The sequence below is a fragment of the Paraburkholderia phenoliruptrix genome (assembly GCF_902859825.1).
Taxonomy (GTDB): Bacteria; Pseudomonadota; Gammaproteobacteria; order Burkholderiales; family Burkholderiaceae; genus Paraburkholderia; species Paraburkholderia phenoliruptrix.
Genome location: NZ_CADIKB010000004.1, coordinates 47,771 through 66,033, shown reverse-complemented (window position 1 = coordinate 66,033; position 18,263 = coordinate 47,771). Strand labels below are relative to the sequence as shown.

Annotated in this window: 15 protein-coding genes and 1 pseudogene; 4 read left to right on the top strand and 12 right to left on the bottom strand. The window is 63.5% G+C overall.

The window, feature by feature from the left end:
• Positions 1–157 precede the first annotated feature (157 nt).
• Positions 158–685: an inorganic diphosphatase gene (gene ppa / locus HV711_RS06605; protein ID WP_013587567.1), complete on the bottom strand. Its 528-nt coding sequence runs from the start codon at positions 683–685 to the stop codon at positions 158–160.
• A gap of 277 nt (positions 686–962) precedes the next feature.
• On the opposite strand from ppa, the gene HV711_RS06600 reads away from it, so the two are divergent.
• From HV711_RS06600 to HV711_RS06590, 3 genes are all read left to right on the top strand, one after another.
• A complete protein-coding gene (locus tag HV711_RS06600) occupies positions 963–2,402 on the top strand; it encodes an aldehyde dehydrogenase family protein (protein ID WP_035480521.1) in 1,440 nt (479 codons plus the stop codon).
• Between the two features lie 68 nt (positions 2,403–2,470).
• Positions 2,471–3,229, top strand: coding sequence for an SDR family oxidoreductase (locus HV711_RS06595; RefSeq protein ID WP_035480523.1), 759 nt, complete (start codon positions 2,471–2,473; stop codon positions 3,227–3,229).
• A 195-nt stretch (positions 3,230–3,424) separates the two neighbouring features.
• Entirely contained in the window at positions 3,425–4,744 is a 1,320-nt protein-coding gene (locus tag HV711_RS06590) for an MFS transporter (protein ID WP_035480525.1), read from the top strand.
• Between the two features lie 203 nt (positions 4,745–4,947).
• On the opposite strand, the gene HV711_RS06585 is transcribed toward HV711_RS06590, so the two are convergent.
• The 10 genes from HV711_RS06585 to HV711_RS06540 form a co-directional block, all read right to left on the bottom strand.
• Positions 4,948–5,316, bottom strand: coding sequence for a cupin domain-containing protein (locus tag HV711_RS06585; RefSeq protein WP_028360453.1), 369 nt, complete (start codon positions 5,314–5,316; stop codon positions 4,948–4,950).
• 34 nt (positions 5,317–5,350) lie between these two features.
• Positions 5,351–6,652 (bottom strand): NAD(P)/FAD-dependent oxidoreductase, encoded by a 1,302-nt coding sequence (locus tag HV711_RS06580; RefSeq protein ID WP_035480526.1) that lies wholly within the window; start codon positions 6,650–6,652, stop codon positions 5,351–5,353.
• A 171-nt stretch (positions 6,653–6,823) separates the two neighbouring features.
• Positions 6,824–8,002 carry a porin gene (locus tag HV711_RS06575; protein ID WP_035480586.1) on the bottom strand — a complete coding sequence of 393 codons (1,179 nt, stop codon included), beginning with the start codon at positions 8,000–8,002 and terminating at the stop codon, positions 6,824–6,826.
• A 243-nt stretch (positions 8,003–8,245) separates the two neighbouring features.
• Complete coding sequence (locus HV711_RS06570; protein WP_035480530.1) at positions 8,246–9,694, bottom strand: APC family permease; 1,449 nt, start codon at positions 9,692–9,694, stop codon at positions 8,246–8,248.
• 285 nt (positions 9,695–9,979) lie between these two features.
• Positions 9,980–10,918, bottom strand: a complete 939-nt coding sequence (locus HV711_RS06565) for a helix-turn-helix domain-containing protein (RefSeq protein ID WP_013587559.1) — start codon at positions 10,916–10,918, stop codon at positions 9,980–9,982.
• Between the two features lie 94 nt (positions 10,919–11,012).
• Positions 11,013–12,512, bottom strand: a complete 1,500-nt coding sequence (locus tag HV711_RS06560; protein WP_035480532.1) for an aldehyde dehydrogenase family protein — start codon at positions 12,510–12,512, stop codon at positions 11,013–11,015.
• Positions 12,513–12,657: 145 nt separating this feature from the next.
• Positions 12,658–13,395 carry a helix-turn-helix transcriptional regulator gene (locus HV711_RS06555; RefSeq protein WP_035480534.1) on the bottom strand — a complete coding sequence of 246 codons (738 nt, stop codon included), beginning with the start codon at positions 13,393–13,395 and terminating at the stop codon, positions 12,658–12,660.
• Positions 13,396–13,586: 191 nt separating this feature from the next.
• On the bottom strand, positions 13,587–14,453 hold the full coding sequence (locus tag HV711_RS06550; protein ID WP_035480536.1) for a MoaF C-terminal domain-containing protein: 867 nt from the start codon (positions 14,451–14,453) through the stop codon (positions 13,587–13,589).
• 149 nt (positions 14,454–14,602) lie between these two features.
• Positions 14,603–15,541 (bottom strand): PLP-dependent cysteine synthase family protein, encoded by a 939-nt coding sequence (locus HV711_RS06545; RefSeq protein WP_035480538.1) that lies wholly within the window; start codon positions 15,539–15,541, stop codon positions 14,603–14,605.
• Positions 15,542–15,820: 279 nt separating this feature from the next.
• Positions 15,821–16,687, bottom strand: a complete 867-nt coding sequence (locus HV711_RS06540) for an NmrA family NAD(P)-binding protein (RefSeq protein WP_035480540.1) — start codon at positions 16,685–16,687, stop codon at positions 15,821–15,823.
• 209 nt (positions 16,688–16,896) lie between these two features.
• On the opposite strand from HV711_RS06540, the gene HV711_RS06535 reads away from it, so the two are divergent.
• Positions 16,897–17,829 carry a LysR family transcriptional regulator gene (locus tag HV711_RS06535; protein ID WP_035480542.1) on the top strand — a complete coding sequence of 311 codons (933 nt, stop codon included), beginning with the start codon at positions 16,897–16,899 and terminating at the stop codon, positions 17,827–17,829.
• Between the two features lie 99 nt (positions 17,830–17,928).
• Here HV711_RS06535 and HV711_RS06530 read toward each other — a convergent pair.
• Positions 17,929–18,261 (bottom strand): annotated as a pseudogene (locus tag HV711_RS06530) (helix-turn-helix domain-containing protein); the annotation flags it as partial.
• Between the last annotated feature and the right edge of the window lie 2 nt (positions 18,262–18,263).

Genomic DNA, 18,263 nt, shown 5'->3' with positions numbered 1-18,263 from the left:
CTGGCAGGTCAGCTTGCCCGGCCCCTGGGCGCAACAAAAAACCGCGCGGCCCTGGGCAGGCTCGCGCGGTTTTCTGCTGCATGCGCCGCGGTCAACGAACCGATGACCCGGCCCGACCGGCGCCTAGGCGAATGACATCGGCGACCGAGACGGTGATTTACTTCTTGTAGTTCGCCACGCCTTCGCTGATTTCCTTGTGTGCGGCGTCGATGTCGGCCCAGCCTTCGACCTTCACCCACTTGCCCTTTTCCAGCGCCTTGTATTGCTCGAAGAAGTGCTTGATCTGGTCCTTCAGGTACGCCGGCACGTCGTCGATGGACTTGAGGCTCGCGGTCATCGGGCAGATCTTGTCGTGCGGAACGGCGATCAGCTTCGCGTCCACGCCCGATTCGTCAGTCATTTGCAGCATGCCGAGCGCGCGTGCGCGCACCACCGAGCCGGCCAGCAGCGGGAACGGCGTGATCACCAGCACGTCGACCGGATCGCCGTCGCCCGACAGCGTTTGCGGAATGAAGCCGTAGTTGGCCGGATAGCGCATGCCGGTGCTGATGAAACGGTCGACGACGAGCAGGCCCAGGTCCTTGTCGGCTTCGTACTTCACCGGGTCGCTTTGCGCCGGGATTTCGATGATGACGTTGAAATCTTGCGGAAGGTCTTTCCCTGCGGGGACGTTATTGAAGCTCATGAGCGCTCTCTGGTCAGATGGAATTCGGAGCACGGCATGCGGCGCGCGGGCTCGAAGCGATAGCGATACGGCGAAACTCGCCTCGAACGGTGCGCTGCGGCCGCACAGTGCGGAATGCGCCATTATAGCCAATCGGCCGATGGCATCCCGCGGCGGATCGGCGCGATAATCGTCTGGCGTCTTTCGATTGTGCCTCTCGTTTGTGAACACCGCGCAGCGGCGTTCAGCTCCGTGCTGGTTCGCACGAGCGCCGGCTGCGCGACCTCAAGGAGTCTGCATGCAAGAAGCCCGGCATTTCATCGGCGGCGAGTGGGCCGCTGCCTCAGGCGGCGAGACGATCGCCGTGCTCGATCCCTCGGACGGTCAGCCGTTCACTCAACTCGCGCGCGGCACCGCGGCGGACATCGACGCCGCCGTGCACGCCGCCCGCCGCGCCTTTGAAGGCGCGTGGGGCGCGGCGAGCGCGGCCGAACGCGGACGCGTGCTGTACCGGCTCTCCATGCTCGTCGCCGCCCATCAGGAAGAACTGGCGCAGCTCGAAGCGCGCGACACCGGCAAGCCGCTCAAGCAGGCGCGCGCGGATTCCGCGGCGCTCGTGCGCTATTTCGAGTTCTACGCGGGCGCGGCGGACAAGCTTCATGGCGAAACGCTGCCCTACCAGGCCGGCTACACGGTCATGACGATCCGCGAGCCCCACGGCGTGACCGGCCACATCGTGCCGTGGAATTATCCGATGCAGATATTCGGACGCAGCGTCGGCGCCGCGCTCGCGGTGGGCAACGCCTGTGTCGTCAAACCTGCCGAGGACGCGTGTCTGTCGGTGCTGCGCGTCGCCGAACTGGCGGCCGAAGCGGGCTTGCCCGCAGGCGCGCTGAATGTCGTCACCGGCTATGGCCACGACGCCGGCGCGGCGCTCGCGCGCCATCCGGGCATCGATCATATTTCGTTCACCGGTTCGCCGGAAACCGGCAAGCTCGTCACGCAAATGGCCGCTGAGAACCACGTGCCGGTCACCCTGGAGCTGGGCGGCAAGTCGCCGCAAATCGTGTTCGCCGATGCCGATCTCGACGCCGCCCTGCCCGTGCTCGTCTCGGCCATCGTGCAGAACGCCGGGCAAACCTGCTCGGCGGGCAGCCGCGTGCTGATCGATCGCGCCATTTACGAGCCGCTGCTCGACCGGCTGAGCGGCGCGTTCAATGCGTTGCGCGTCGGGCCTTCGCATGCCGACCTGGATTGCGGGCCGCTCATCAACGCGAAGCAGCAGCGGCGCGTGTGGGACTTTCTCTCCGACGCGCAGCACGACGGCATTGCCATGGCCGCGCACGGCGAGGTGATTCCCGAAGCGCCGGAACGCGGCTTCTACCAGGCGCCCACCTTGTTGCGCGATGTGCCTGCGAGCCACCGTCTCGCGCGCGACGAAGTGTTCGGCCCCGTGCTCGCCGCCATGTCCTTCAGCGACGAAGACGAAGCGCTCGCACTCGCCAACGGCACGCCATTCGGCCTCGTGGCCGGCATCTGGACCCGCGACGGCGCGCGGCAGATGCGTCTTGCGCGGCGCATCCGCTCGGGGCAGGTGTTCATCAACAACTATGGCGCGGGCGGCGGCGTCGAATTGCCGTTTGGCGGCGTCAAGCATTCGGGCCATGGGCGCGAAAAAGGCTTCGAGGCGCTGTACGGCTTCACCGTGCTGAAGACTATTGCGATTCGGCACGGCTAGGTCGTGCGGGGGTTGTCGCTTCATGGTTCACCAGGTCGCGACGTCACAACATAAACAGCGGAGACATTATGCGGTTGACAGGTAAAACGGCCATCGTCACGGGTGGCGGCTCGGGTTTCGGCGAAGGCATCGCAAAGACTTACGCGCGCGAAGGCGCGAACGTCGTGGTCAACGATCTGAACGGGCCGGCCGCCGAGCGCGTCGCAAGCGAGATTGCGCTGGCGGGCGGCAAGGCGATTGCGGTCGCGGGCAACGTCGCGCAACGCGAGGACTGGCAGAAGCTGCGGGAAGCGGCGCTGGAAGACTTCGGCAGCGTGCAGATCGTCGTCAACAACGCGGGCACCACGCATCGCAACAAGCCGGTGCTCGAAGTCACGGAGGCGGAGTTCGACCGCGTCTATGCGGTGAACGTGAAGAGCATCTACTGGAGCGTGCAGGAATTCGTGCCGTATTTCCGCGAGCAAGGCGGCGGCACTTTCATCAATATCGCCTCCACGGCGGGCGTGCGGCCGCGGCCGGGGCTCGTCTGGTACAACGGCAGCAAGGGCGCGGTGATCATCGCGAGCAAGTCGCTTGCCGTGGAACTCGGACCCGACCGCATCCGCGTGAACTGCGTCAATCCGGTGATCGGCGAAACGGCGCTGCTGTCGGAATTCATGGGCGTCGAAGATACGCCCGAGAACCGCAAGCGCTTTCTCGCCGGCATTCCGCTCGGGCGCTTCTCGACGCCGCAGGACATTGCCAACGCCGCGCTGTATCTGGCTTCGGACGAAGCCGAGTTCATCACCGGCGTGTGTCTGGAAGTGGACGGCGGGCGCTGCGTGTAGCGGTACATTCCGTGTTCCATCCGCACTTGCTTGCGTTTGCCAATGAGCCCTTGAGCCCTTGAGCAAGCACCGTTCACGCCCGGCGCTTGCCGGGCTCAGTGTTTTCCCCCGGTATTCAATAGACGTGCGAGCCGCGCCGCACAGCTAGAATCGATTGACGCGGCACTTCAATTCCACAAGAAAAGAGGAGACACCATGGCTAGTCCCGCAGATCCGCTCCACCATCCCGGCGCGGGTGCGCCGCCTTCCACGTTCGAGGAGGCGACCTACCGCAAGGTCAACTGGCGGCTCGCCCCGCTTCTCATGCTCTGCTACGTGGTCGCGTATCTGGACCGCGTGAACGTCGGCTTCGCGAAACTGCAAATGACGAGCGACCTCGGCTTGAGCGACGCTGTTTATGGCTTCGGTGCAGGCATTTTCTTCGTCGGCTATTTTTTCTTCGAAATCCCAAGCAATGTGATCCTGCACAAGGTGGGCGCGCGGGTATGGATTGCGCGGATCATGGTGTCGTGGGGCGTGATCTCCATGCTGACCATGTTCGTCACCACGCCGACCCTGTTTTACGTGATGCGCTTTCTGCTCGGCATTGCCGAAGCAGGCTTCTTCCCCGGCATTATTCTTTACCTCACCTACTGGTATCCGGCGCATCGGCGCGGGCGCATGACGACGTGGTTCATGACGGCAATTGCGCTCTCGGGCGTGATCGGCGGGCCGGTGTCGGGCTATATCCTGAAGACGTTCAACGGCATGAACGGCTGGCATGGCTGGCAGTGGCTGTTTCTGCTCGAAGGCGTGCCTTCGGTGCTCGTCGGCATTCTGGTGTTCTTCGCGCTTGACGACCGCATTGCGAAAGCCAAGTGGCTGACGAAGGAAGAACAGGAGTTGCTGCAGCGCCACGTTTCCGCGGAGGAAGCCACCAAGCACGACATGCCGATCCGCCAGGTGCTGACGAGCGGCCGAGTGCTGATGCTGAGCCTCACCTACTTTTCGTTTGTGATGGGTTTGTATGGCGTGAGCTTCTGGCTGCCGACCATCATCAAGGCGACCGGCGTGAAGGATGCGTTCGCGATTGGGCTGCTCTCGGCGATTCCGTTCGCGGCAGCGGTAATCGCAATGGTGCTCGTCGCGCGCAGCGCGGACCGCACGCGCGAGCGGCGCTGGCACATCGCACTGCCCGCGTTGGCCGGGGCGATCGGGCTCGTGCTCTCGGTGGTCTGGGCGCAGAACACGTTGCTCGCAATGGCCGCTCTCACGCTCGCGACCATGGGCATTCTGACTACGTTGCCGCTCTTCTGGAGCTTGCCGACGGCGATTCTGGCGGGAACGGGCGCGGCGGCCGGCATCGCGATGATCAATTCAATCGGCAATCTCGCCGGGTTCCTGAGTCCGTATGCGGTGGGCTGGCTCAAGCAGGCGACCGCGGCTAACGATTCCGGCATGTATATGCTCGCGGCGTTTATGGTGTTGGGCGGGTTGCTGGCGCTCAGCGTGCCGGCGCGGATCGTCAACCGGTGAGTTGAAGCAGATTGCCGGTGTTCAAGCCCTGGCGGCGACGTGCCGCCGGGGCTTTGTGTTGATGGATGGCGCCGTTACGTTGCTGCGCCGCCAATCGCACAGGACTCGACATGAGAACAACGTTATTCGCAGTCTCTCTTCTACTGTTTACAACGCTTTGCCATGCGGCTGGAATCAGGTTGAGGTAAAGGGTGAGGCGCCGATCACGAAAACGCCAGATAGTGCTTCGTAAAACTGTCGCTTAACACTTCCCATAGCGTAGACGTTCCCTTTTCCACAAACCATGAATCGCCTGCACGGAATAGCGCGCTTCGCCCGGTCGACTCGTCGGTGATACGCACTTCTCCCTGCAGGATCGTTGCCTGTTCACTGAACGGGTACGCGAGGCGGTATGTGCCTTTCGACGTACCGAAGTAGCCCGCGTTGATGGGATCGGCGGGCGCGCCGTGCGTCGCGTCGCCATACGCCTGTACGTCTCCCCCTTCGAGAATCTCGGCTCCGAGCTTGCTCAGGCTGCCCCACGGATGAAGACGCGCGATTGTCATGCTGCGATCGATGATGGTCAGACTCATGATAAAAAATCCCGTGTCGAAAAAAGAATGAAACTCAACGGCGTCCATTCCAGCAGCCGGAGATCTGGTGAAGCGCCTTGCCAAGGCTGACGAGCAACGCGCGATAGCGGTCCTTGCCGCTGATTTCCGCTCGACTTATCGCGCTGATCAGTCGATACCGCTCCGAGCCGCCGAGGACACCCTCCGCAAGAATCTTGCAGATGATCTGGCTCGGCGTGACGCCGAAGCCGGAATAGCCCTGTATGAAGAAGACGTTGCCGTGTCCCGGCAAGGAGCCGATCTGTGGAAAAAGGTTGCGCGTTGTCGCCATAGGACCGCCCCACGCGAGATCGATACGGACATCGTGCAGGTACGGAAATACCTCCAGCATCAAGCGCCGGTTCCATTGCTTGAGATCGGTGGGTACGCGTTCTATCAGCTGCGTCGACGAACCGAACATCAGCCGGTTATCGTTCGTCACCCGGTAGTAATTGATGATCGGCCGGATATCGCTATACGCACCGCGAATCGGGCTGATCTGCTCGATCAGTTCCTGGGTGAGCGGTTCCGTCACCGAGTTGAATGCATACACGTTGATCGTGCTGCGATGCAACTCCGGCTCGATCCTGTCATTGAATCCGTCTACGGCCCACACCAGCTTGCGCGCGCTCACCGAGCCCTTTGCTGTTCTGACTCTGATGCGGTCGCCATAGGTAACCTCCAGCGCCGGGCTGTCTTCGAAAATGCCGACGCCGTAGATTTCTGAAATCGCCTTGGCCTCGCCCAGCAACAGATTCAGCGAATGCACATGCCCACCGCCCATATGCAGCAGCGCGGCTTCATAGACGCTAGAACCGACGATCTGCATGACGTCGCGCCCTTCCATAAAACGTATTTCGTACGGAGAGCCAAGCGACTTGAATTCCTTCTCCCAGTTGCGCAGGGTCTTCGCCTGGCGCGCGTTATAGGCGAGATAGCCGTATCCGCTGCGGAAGTCCGCATCGATGTTGTATCTGGCGATGCGCTCACGCATGATCTGCGGTCCGAGGTCGCTGAGCGCGAATATCGCCCGCAGGCCCTCTTCGCCGACATCGGCCTTGATCGCGTCGAGATCGTGTCCGATCCCGGCCATGACCTGTCCACCGTTGCGCCCCGTGCCGCCATATCCCAGGTAGCGCCCTTCGAGAACCACGGTGTCGGTCACACCCTGCTCCGCCAGCTCGAGCGCCGTGTGAATCCCGGAAAATCCGCCGCCGACGATTACCACGTCTGTTTCAATATCGCCGTCGAGCGACGGGAAACTCAAATCGTATTTCCTGGTTGCCGTGTAGTACGTCGGCGTTTCGTCCGTGTGCATTGCGCGTTCCGTCTGTTTGGAAAGCGTGCGGGCCGGCAACGACCCGCACAATCCTGATGTGCAAACGATCTTAAGCAGACACAACCCACGCCGTTATCACAAATCGGCAGCCGCTCGACCGAAACAAGAGCGCTCTGCTCGCGTTGTTATTTCCCGCGCGGGTCCGCCCTTTCAGAACATCACCCTGAGTCCCGCCATTAACGCGAGCTGGCGATTCGAATTGCTGTTCACGAGGTTCGGAATCTGCGCGTAATTGGCCGTGCCGCCTGTCGCCGGATCGATACCTAGTCCCTGCCCGGAGGCCACCTGCCCGATCGCGACGCCGTACAGCGCCGTGCGCTTGGACAGCGCGTAGGTGGCGCCCAGATTGACCTGATGCAAGCGTGTCGAACCGCCGCCTTCAACGTGCGCGCGGTTGAAGATGTATGCTGCGCCAAGCGTCCATGCCGGCGTCAGGTTGTACGTGGTGTTTAATTCGGCGATATCGAAAGTCACGTCTGCTCCGTCAGGACGTGCGCTGCTCGCGAAGTACGCGCTTTTTTCGAGCTTCGTGTGCGTATAGACGAGCGCGACCATCGCCGGGCCTAACGTGATCGATCCACCGACACCTGCCTCCTTCATGGTGCGGGCATTCTGCAGATTGCAGTACATCGCCGCCGCGTTGCTGCAGGAAAAGTCGCCTATGTAGCCGGAGGTCCCGCCGAGCGCGGCATCGAGCGGATTGTTCAGAGCGAGATAACCGGCGCTCACCGACACGGGGCCGTGGGTATAGGCCGCGGCAACTGCATAGCCGCGCCGTGCGCTGAAGTCGCCGGCCTGGCCGCCCAGACTGAACGTGCCGCCGAAAGTAAACCCGCTAAAGTCGGCGCTTGCGAACTTCACGGCATTGTTCATGTTGAACGCTTCGTTGAGGTTATCGACATCACCGAAGTGCGACCCGTAGAGCGTCGACCACGCGTTGCTCGATGCATAGACGCCGAGAAAGTCGGAGTACGAATCGTATTGCCGGCCGAGGCTGAGGGTGCCGTAGCGATCGTCTCGCAGACCGACCCACGCCTGGCGGCTGAAGAGCGCGCCGTTTTGCAGCATCGCGCCGTTGCCGGTCAGGAACTGGTTCTCGAGCGCGAACATCGCTTTAAGTCCTCCTCCCAGATCCTCGGTCCCCATGAGCCCCCACCTTGACGGCATCAGATAACCGCCTCCGAGCTGCACCGCATGCCCGCCGTGCACGGCGCCGCTCGCGTCGGTGACCTGCTGGTTGGTCGAGTAGATAACCCCGGCATCCACCGATCCATACAGCGTCACGCTGCTTTGCGCGTGTGCGTGGTGAACCGCCGCGCCGAACAGCATGGCGCACACGGCGGCACGTCTCGCTTTAGCTTTCACTTTCTACCTCCTGTGTTTTATCAAGAATTCTGTTGTCCGAACTACTTCGATCTCGCGTGCGACGAACCGCGGGCAAAGCCCATCCCGCTGAGCGGCGCAGAGCGCCCTCATCTGGCGTGCAAGCAGCGGGAATAAATCGGTCGCTACGCGGTGGATCAGAGCGGTGACCTAACGCGGTGACTTAAAGCGGTGACCTGAAGCGATGGGTTACAGCCGCGAGTTGCCGAGTGCGTCGAACGCACGGGGATTGCGCCTCTTGAGCCGGCGAGCAGCGGCGATTCCGGCAATCGCGAACACCGGCATCAACACGGTGAGCCCGTACGAGAGCCCGACGCCTGCGCCGGTCAGAACCGGGAAGTTGACGATGGCGAGCACGAGTACGCCGAGGAGCGCCATACCCGAGAGCACCGGGAACACGAACACGCGCAACGCGCCTTCCTCTCGCTTCGCCGTCCGCGTAAAGAACCGCAGCACGGCCGCGGACGACAGCACCATCAAGGCGATGATGCAAAGCGTCGCAAGATTCGTGAGCCACGAGAACAGCGTGAGCACGGGATCCGACTTGCCGACGATGAACGCAATGACGACACACGCGGCAATCACGGTCTGCAGAACCGAGCCGACGTGTGGGCTGCTATGCGTGGCATGCGTATGCCCGAGCGATGCCGGCAACAGACCTTCGCGCCCGCTTGCATAGAAGTAGCGCGCCGCCGAATTATGGAAGGCGAGAAGACCCGCGTAGACACTCGTGATGAACAGCACGCTCATCGCGTCGGTCAACGCATGGCTCGCGTAGTGATCGGATAGCGAATAGAGAAACGTTGTCGGGTCGGCAAGTCCGTTCAGGGTCTTCACGATCTCGTCGGCGCCCGCGCCGAGCACCATGCACCACAGCGAGAACGCGTAGAAACCGCCGATCAGCAGCACCGAGATATAGGTTGCAAGCGGCACCGTGCGGCGCGGGTCTTTCGCCTCCTCGCTATAGATCGTGGTGGCTTCGAAGCCGACAAAACTGGCAAAGCAGAACAGAAATCCGATGGCAGGCGTGCCGCTCAGAAACACGTGCGGCGTGAACGACGCGAATGTGACGCCGTGCGCGCCGCCCGACTTGAGGATTGCCACGTCGAGAATTAGCACAACGATGTATTCGCCGAACACGAGCAGCGACAGCAGCTTCGCCGACAGGTCGATTTGCCGGTAGCCGAGCACCGCTATGCTGGCCAACGCGACGAGCGAACAGACCCACCACGGCACCGTGACGCCGAGACGCGCGGACAGAAAGCCGGACGCCACTGCCCCGAACATTCCGTACAGCCCGATCTGCATCGTGTTGTAGCCGAGCAGCGCGAGAAACGCCGCAGCACCGCCCGCGGTTCCGCCGAGCCCACGGGACGTGAAGGCGTAGAACCCGCCGGCGTTCGTGACGTAGCGCGACATCGCGGTGTAGCCCGCGGCGAACATCAGCAGGATCAGCACGGTCGCAATGAGCAGTGCCGGCGTGCCGGCTCCGTTGCCCAGCATGATGCCAATGGGGAAGCCGCCCGCAATGGCGACGAGCGGGCCCGCGGCCGAAATGACGAAGAAAACGATGAAGCCGAGGCCGAGCGCGCCCTTGCGTAGCTCGGTCGACGGTGTAGGGTCCATTGCGACACTCATTTGATTCGCTCCCGATGGAATTGCCTGTCTGCTGTCGTAGTGCACGGCAGCGGGGCTCGTCGTGGGCGGTCCAACCGGACCGCACGCTAGCCCGCCGTGTGAATGGCACTGTATGAAGCCAAAAATCGGGTCCGGCAGCACAGATTGGCAAGACGTCGCACGCCTGGGGTTTACGTGTTTGCGTAAGCGCAGGCCGCACGACGAAGTGGCACGAGCGAGCCGGCATTCATACACAGCCGGCCGTGCGGGAGAAATGGGAAGCGGCACTGCATGGCGCCACGAGCGTCAACTTTTTCTCGGCGTCTGCGAGGGCAATTCGCCGAACAGGTCGCGATACTCCCGCGCGAAGTAGCTTAGATGGGTGAATCCCCAGCGGGCGGCGGCATCGCCGATCAGCAATTCGCCCGCCGCTGTGGAGCGCAACAGCTGGCGAACCGCGTTCAGACGGATGGAGCGCAGGTATTCGACCGGCGTGACATTCGCGACGCGCTGAAAGCTCGTCTGAAGCGTGCGCCGGCTACAGCGCAGATGACGGCACAAATCCAGCACCGTGAGAGGCTCTTCGGCCTGGTCCTGAATCAGACGTTCGCAACGCCGCACGATTTCACTGTAAGTGCTGTGCGTCAGGTCGCGTGTCTCATCGGTGGCGGCCTCGAGAAGACCGAGCATGAGGCTCACCACCTCGTCCTGGAAAAGCCGTGTGGCCGCCGGGTTCACGAAGCCAGCCGGGTTGCGGGCCGCGGCCTCGAAATAACGCGTCAGACCTTCGCGCAGGATGCCGACGCGTTCGCCGGGCACGGGCAACACGTGCTTCCTCAACTGACGCACGGCAGCGTCGCCGACCGTGATTCCGACGAGCTCCTCCATCGTGCCGGCCGCGAGGCTGACGACGGCGTAATGCATCGACTCCGGGGTGTAGAGGCGAAACTCCTCGCGCGTGCCGAGTGCCATGATGGCGTAGCCATCGACACGCTGCCCCTGGAACGTGCCCTCCATGGGCGCGGTCAGCGGCACAGCGATAGACGAGAGGCCGTCCGGCGAGACGCCCGACTGCACGACCCGCCGGTTGGTCGCTTCCAGGAAAAACTGGAAGCCGGGGCTGTTCACCTGGAACAGCGTGCCTTCGAAGCGACCGGGCGTGATCTGGCGATACACCTGCTCCCAACCGTTGACGGCATGCGACAGATCGTGGACGTCGGCGAGGGCGGCAATGCGGAATTCCATGGTCCTCTCCTGCGAAACTCAACGCATCGTGCCCGATCAAAATTCGGATTGCGACAAGGTCTTCGGAATTTTCGTACCGCCGATGCCGCGCGCTTCAGTGCGCAATACAGACCGATTTCGTTTCGGTGAAACCCTCGATCGCGTGCCGGCCAAACTCGCGCCCGATGCCCGACTGCTTGTAACCGCCAAACGGCATGCCGGGATCGAGCGGCACATGGCAATTGACCCACACGGTACCCGCTTCGATCTGTGGAACGAGGTTCATCGCCGCGCGCAGGTCGTTGGTCCAGAGGCTCGCGGCCAGTCCGTATGGGCTGTCGTTCGCAAGACGCAAGGCATGAGCCACATCGTCGAACGGCGCGAGCGCCAGCACGGGGCCGAAGACTTCGTCGCGCACGATAGCCGCGTCGGGCGGCACATCGGCGATGACGGCGGGCCGCACGTAATAGCCCGGCTCTTCGACCCGCGCGCCGCCTGCCGCAAATCGCAGCCCCTCGGCGCGGGCGCGCACGAGGTGCTCTTCCACGCGTGCGCGGTGGTGCGCGGAAACCAGAGGGTTGATCTGCGCAGACGGGTCGAGGCCGGGGCCCATCGTCATGGCGCTCACGCTGTCAGCGAGTCCCTCGACCACCTTCGCATATTTGCTGCGATGCACATAGATGCGCGACACGGCCGCGCACACCTGCCCCTGGTTAAGGAGCCCGCCAGCCAGTGCACCTTGCACGGCCTGCTCGACGTCGACGTCCGCCAGCATCACCGCCGGATTCTTGCCGCCGAGTTCAAGCGAAAAGCGCGTCATGTTCTGCACGGCCGCTGTGCCGACCCGCTTGCCGGTGGGCGTCGAACCGGTAAACGAAATCTTGTTGATACCGGGATGCGCCGCCAGCGCCGCCCCGCATTCGGCGCCGCCTGTTACCACGTTGAATGCGCCCGCCGGAATCCCCGCCTCGACGGCAAGTTCGGCCAGCCGCAGCGCCGTGAGCGGCGTTTCGGGCGACGGCTTGATGACGACCGAGCATCCAGCCGCGAGCGCGGGAACGAGCTTCCAGACCGCGATCATCATTGGAAAATTCCACGGCACGATGCCGGCTACGACGCCCACCGGCTCATGCCGCGTAAAGGCGGTATAGCGCGCGCCGGGTGGAAACGGAATCGACACGTCCAGCGTCTCGCCGACGATCTTCGTCGCCCAACCCGCCATATAGCGGACATACTCCAGCGTCGCGCCCACGTCGATCGCACGAGCGACGTTGATCGACTTGCCCTGGTTGAGCGTCTCGAGTTGCGCGAGTTCCTCGGCGTGCGCCTCCAGCACATCCGCGAAACGAAGCAGGATGCGCTCGCGGTCCGCGGGCCGCAGCCCCCGCCATACGCGCGCCTCGAATGCCACGCGAGCGCTGGTCACGGCCCGGTCCACGTCGGTCGCGTCGGCATCCGGCACGGTGGTCAGCACATTGCCCGTCGCGGGATCGAATACGTTCGACCGGCGCGGCGAATGCGCGAGGCAAGCGGCGCCGTCGATGAAAAGGCCGTGTTCCCGTCCGACGAATGCACGGACGGCGTCGCATAGCGCGACTTTCGCATCGATGCTCATATCGTTGATCTCTCGACTCTGGGGTGAAATGGCGTGCCCGGTGTATGTCGGCTCGCGGCGTTCGCGGATCGGACGCCGAGCGCTGCCCCCGACTGTAAAGAACCGGCGCGACGCGCGTTAGCGCAAATCGGCAGATGCGGATTCCTCAGTGGAACAGCACACCGACCAGTTCGGTGCGACTCGATACGCCGAATTTGCGGAACATGCGCAACAGGTGGGTCTTGACCGTGGGCTGGGCGAGCGCCAGATCGCGGGCAATCTGCTTGTTGGAGAGCCCGTTGCGCACCAGCCGCGCGACCTGTTCCTCGCGGTGCGTAAGCCGCGCCGCACGGTTCGCCGCCTCCGGTCCGGCCTGGGAGAAACGCAGCGCAGGTTCGCGGCGCAGCCTGGACGCCAGTGCGACTTCGAGCAACGGCGCAAGCGCGTTCGCGCTTTCCACCTCCGTCCGGGAAAAGGGCGCCTGCGGCGCGAAGCGCAGCAGCGAAAATGCGCCGACGACGTGGCCGTCGGCTCGCAAGAGGACTTCCATCACGTCGACCACCTGGTGAGGTCGCAAGAAGCGCTGCCAGTAGACCGACCGGGCGCGCAGCGTCTCGGGCAGTTCACCGGCGAGCGTGAGCACGCTGGCTTGCTGTTGGACACAGCGCGACGGATGTAACGGGTCCAGCGGGCAATAGCGCTGCAGGTAAGTGCGATGCATGCCCTCTGCCAGGCCGAACAGTTCGAATCCCGATGGCTCGCGATCGCTGCCGATCCGGTAGAACACAGTCGCGCCGGGCCGCACGAGTCTGGCGAGTGTGGCCACCGCGGCTTCAAGCGCATGATCGTCGTGCTTTGCGTGCTGCCGAACGGGGCGAGGACGGATACCGCGGTCACAGATCATGACGTCTCCTTCATGAGCCAATCGAGGCCAGTCGAGGCTTTGCCGATCGATAGTAATGACCGACGCCTCGAGGCCGTGAGCCCAAATCGGCAAATCCCCTGCCCTTCGCCAACATATCGCCTCGCGTTGTCGCGCTCTTCGCGGGCCGGCGCGCGTACCGGTGCCCCTTGCCCGCCGTCAGGACGACATGTTCATTCGGGATGCCGCGTGACGTTGAGCACCCGGGCGTGCGCACCGACCGGGAAATTGGAAAGAGCGTCGAAGCGGTCGCCGTGATAGCCGAAAATCTTGCCGTCGGTCTTCATGCGATCGAGGTCGATCATCACCACGCCGAGCGTCGGCACGATCTTCTCGCGCCAGATGAACAGATACAGCGCGGTGTCGATACCGATTGTGTGGCAACGGTCGACATCACCGAGCCCCGCCTCCACGCCGGACAGACATTGCCACGCGTAGAAGTTCTCGTTCAGATAGATGTGCTCGTAGCGCTCGGTCGCGCTGTAGATATACAGGTTACGCATGCCGATCAATTCCGTCGTCGGCTCATGGAGCGCGGCGCCCTGGGCGCCAGCCTCGGCACCGATCCGGCCGTGGCGTATCTGCGCCTGCACGCCCGTCAGTTCCATTCCGCGCTCGATGCGCGTGAATGCGTCGATCCGCGTTTCCTTTTCGCCCGGCAGCACACCCACGACCACCGTGCAGAGTTGTTTGTTCAGGTCGAGCACATAGCTGGTGCTGGACGCTCGCGCCTCGCCTTCCCCATCCACGAGCGGCTCGTCGGCGCCGATGTAATCCACGAAGTAGATGCCTGCGCGCACCGAGGTCACGCGGCACGCGTGCCGCTCGCGCGGTTGTGCCGGCCGCGCGGCCCCCGGCAGGACACGTTCGACTTCCACCGATTGCGCGGTGTCGAAATGCAGCGTGTCGACGCCTCCGTCTGCGAAGGTCAACACCAATGTGCGTCCTTCGAGATCGCCGACGGGCGCAAGAATGTGACTATTGGGCGCAAAGCCGTCGGCGAGCGCGCCGACTTGAATGAAGGTGGGTTGGGAAGTCATGACGAAGCGGCTCCTGTGGGACGAAGGCTGAACATGCGCCGCTCATTGAACGGCGGCACATGCACCCACTCTACAGACGCGGCGCCGCGCTCGACATCGACCAGAAGGATGACAACGGCTGCTGGGGCTTCATTACATCAAGGAAGCCATCACCCCAGGGTCTGCGCGAACGACTTCAGATACTTCATGCCTGTGTCGCACATGATCGTCACGATGGTGGCGTCGGGGCCCAGCCGTTCCGCGAGTCGCAATGCGCCGGTTACGTTGGCTCCCGTCGAGGTTCCGCAGAGGAGCCCCTCCTCAGCGGCCAGCCGGAACGCCATAGCTCTCGCATCGTCCGTCGAGACACGCTCGAGTTCGTCGGCGATGCCGTCGTGCCAGAGCGGCACGACATAGCCCGCGCCGATCCCGTCTATCTTGTGCGCCCCAGTCGGGCCACCCGACAGCACCGCGGATTCTGCCGGCTCGACCCCGGTGATCCGAATGCGTGCATCGTGCTCGCGCAAGCGCCGCGAAGTCGCGCGCAGCGACGCGGCCGTGCCGACGCTCTGAACGAAGCCGTCGAGACGGCCGCCGGTCTGCTCCCAGATCTCGTCGGCCATCTTCGTATAGGCGTTGAGTTGATCGGTGTTTTCCATCTGCGCAGTAATGTAGGCGCCCATCTCTGCGGCAATCCGATGCGCTTCGCGAATCATGTCCTTGGTCAGCTTTTCGGTCTGCTTGCCGTTGTCGCTGGGGACGATCGTCAGCTTCGCGCCAAGCAGGCGCATGTGGTCCAGTTTCTCCTCCGAGAACGCATCCGATGAAACCAGATGCAGCGGATGCCGCTTGACCGCGCACACCAGTGCGAGCGACACGCCTGTGCTGCCGCCGGTGTATTCGACCACTGCGCCGCCGGGCTTCAGACGCCCGTCGCGTTCGGGCGCTTCGATCATCTCGAGCGCGATCCGGTCTTTCATGCTGCCAGTCGAATTCTGACTTTCGAGCTTGACGAAAACGCGCGCGCCGTTCTTCGGGACCACGTTTCGCAAAGGGACGAGCGACGTGTTGCCGATCGTGTCGAGGATATTGCCGGGAGTCGATTTCATGGTGACCTCTGGAGTAGGCAAACCGGTAAGACGCAAAGGGGCGGCGGAACGACGGGAATGCCTGCGACGTAGACCACGCAGCGAACGCGCCGAGCGCCCAGTTGGAATGCCTCGCAGTCTAGACTCGCGGCGGGGCCGTGCGCCATAGTCAGAAATGACATTAATGGCGACAATTGCGACATTCCTCCCGAGGTGGAATGCCGCCCTTCGTTTGGCGTGGAGCCCGCTGCGCAGGCGGAGCGTCGCGCGCTCGCGCCACGCGTCGCCCGCCGAATGGGTTCAGACCGTACGCGACACAAGTTCGCCCAGAACCGTCTCCAATGCGACGTGGCCGTGCAAGATTTCGTCAGGAGAACTCTCGAAATCGATCCAGCCTTCGTTGAAGCCGTCCAGCATGCGCATGCGCGGTAACGGATGCTTCATGCCCTGCGCGCGGAACAGCGCCTCCCAGGTTCGCCTGTCGACCGCTTCCGCGCGTACCTCACGGCTCAACACGCGGGCGAAGGCCGACGCGAGGTCGTTCGGACTCACCCGGCGGGGGCCTTCGAGCTCGACGGTGCGCACACCGTGCCATGTCTGCTGGAGTAGTTCTGCCGCGACGCGGCCGACGTCCGCGGTGGCGACCATCGGCACGGGCTTGTCGAGCGGCTGGAGGTAACTGGCGACGACGCCGTTGTCGCGCGCGGACGCGACGTCCCACGCGGCGTTCTCCATGAACCAGCCAGGTCGCAGGAACGTCACCGGCATCGGCATCTCGCGCAGCGCCTGCTCCATCAGCGTGAGTTGCGTGAGCAGATTGGGCTCTTTAGCCTGCGCGCCGATTGTCGACAGGCAAACGACCCTTTCGGGGAGCGCCTTCATAAGCGCTGCGGAGACGGCTTCGATCACCTTGCGTGCTTCCGGATACCCGAGCTGCGGATCGAACTCCGGAGGCAGCAGGATAAAAACGCCCGTCGCGCCTGCAAACGCGTCGGCGAGCGATGAAGGGTCTTCCATGCGAGCCGTCGCGATCTCGCAACCGCGCTCCGCCCACGATCCGGCCCGCGTCGCGTCGCGCGCGACTGCGCGCACCGGCTGACCTGCTGCCAGCAGCTGGCGGGCCAGCGCGCCGCCGACCTTGCCGGTGATTCCTGTTATTGCATACATTGCTCATCCTCCAGGTGTGAATACGTCGTTCGCATTCTGGGCAAACACCGAACGAAACAAAACAACATGGATGGCATTAGATAAGTGACAACGAGTCACCAATTCGGCATGATCGACGCGGACGGCACGCATTGCTGCACCGGGTGCCGTCGGCGCGCCGGCCTTCAGTGGCCGCTCGCGATTGGCCACCCCTATTCACTGGAACCACCATGAGATCCAGTAGCGAGAAGCTGTCCGGCAGCATCAGCGTGTTCGCCGCCGTGGTGGATGCCGGGACGTTCGCGGCCGCCTCGGAAGTGATAGGCATGACGCCGCCGGGCGTCAGCCGGGCGATTGCGCGGCTGGAAAAAAGGCTGAACATCCGGCTCTTCAACCGAACCACGCGCTCCGTCTCGCTGACTGAAGAGGGCCGCCGCTTTTACGAGCAGGTCATGCCCCACCTCGCGGGACTGGAGGAAGCGGCCGCGGCCGCGGCAGGTGGCGCCTCCGCGGTGCGCGGAAAGCTGAGAATCAATCTGGACCCTGTCGTCTACCGGACCATTCTCGGGCAACCACTCGATGCGTTCATGGATGCGCATCCCGAACTCGACATCGAGTTCATCGCGCGAGACAGTTTGGGCGACCTCGTCATGGATGGCTTCGACCTCGCCGTGCGATTCGGCGAACCGCAGGCGTCGACGCTGATCGCGAGAAAGCTGCTCGATACCCCGATTGTGACGGTCGCGGCGCCCTCGTACGTCGCGCGCCGTGGACGGCCAGCAAAACCCGAGGACCTCGAAAGCCGAAGCCACCGATGCCTCGAATTTCGCAACCCGGAGACCGGCAAGCCGTTCCAGTGGGAATTCCATCGCAGGCGCAAACGCCTTGTGGTCGACACTCGGGGGCGCCTCACGGTAAACGATCCGGGCGCCCTGCTCAACGCGTGTCTCGCCGGTTCCGGAATTGCGCAGATGCTGCTGCTCGGCGCCGAGCACCTGATTGCCGACGGCCGGCTGATCAATCTCTTTCCCGAGTGGACCGACGAGCGGTACCCCTTATACGCCTACTACCCATCCCGGCATCACGTACCGGCAAAGACCCGGGCGTTTCTTGACTTCATCGTCGAACTGACGGGCAACCAGGAGCGAGCCCGCACGCGCTAGTGCATCGCAGCGCAGGACCGCGCCGGTGCCGACGCAGCGACGGTCCTCGACGCTGCGTCTCTCCACGTCGGCGAGAAATGCCGATCCGTGCCGCGGACGCTACCGATTGCTCGCGCGCAGCTCCCGCACGCCACGGCCGAGCCTGCGACGCAGCAAGGCTCGCAACGTCGCGGAATCCGCGTAGCCCACCTCGCTTGCGATTTTCTCCAGGTCGTAACCCATGGAGACGAGACTCTGCGCCCGCTCGATGCGCAGATCCTGGAAGAACGCCAATGGCGACTTGCCCAGTACCCCCTCCGTACGGCGCTGCAGCGTGCGCGGTCCGACGGCTAATGCGGCTGCCGCGCTCTGAAGCGAAAAACCCACGGAAAGGTTCTCGCGAGCCCATCGCTCGAATCGCGCGACCAGGGGATCGGCGTGTGCAAGGTAATCCA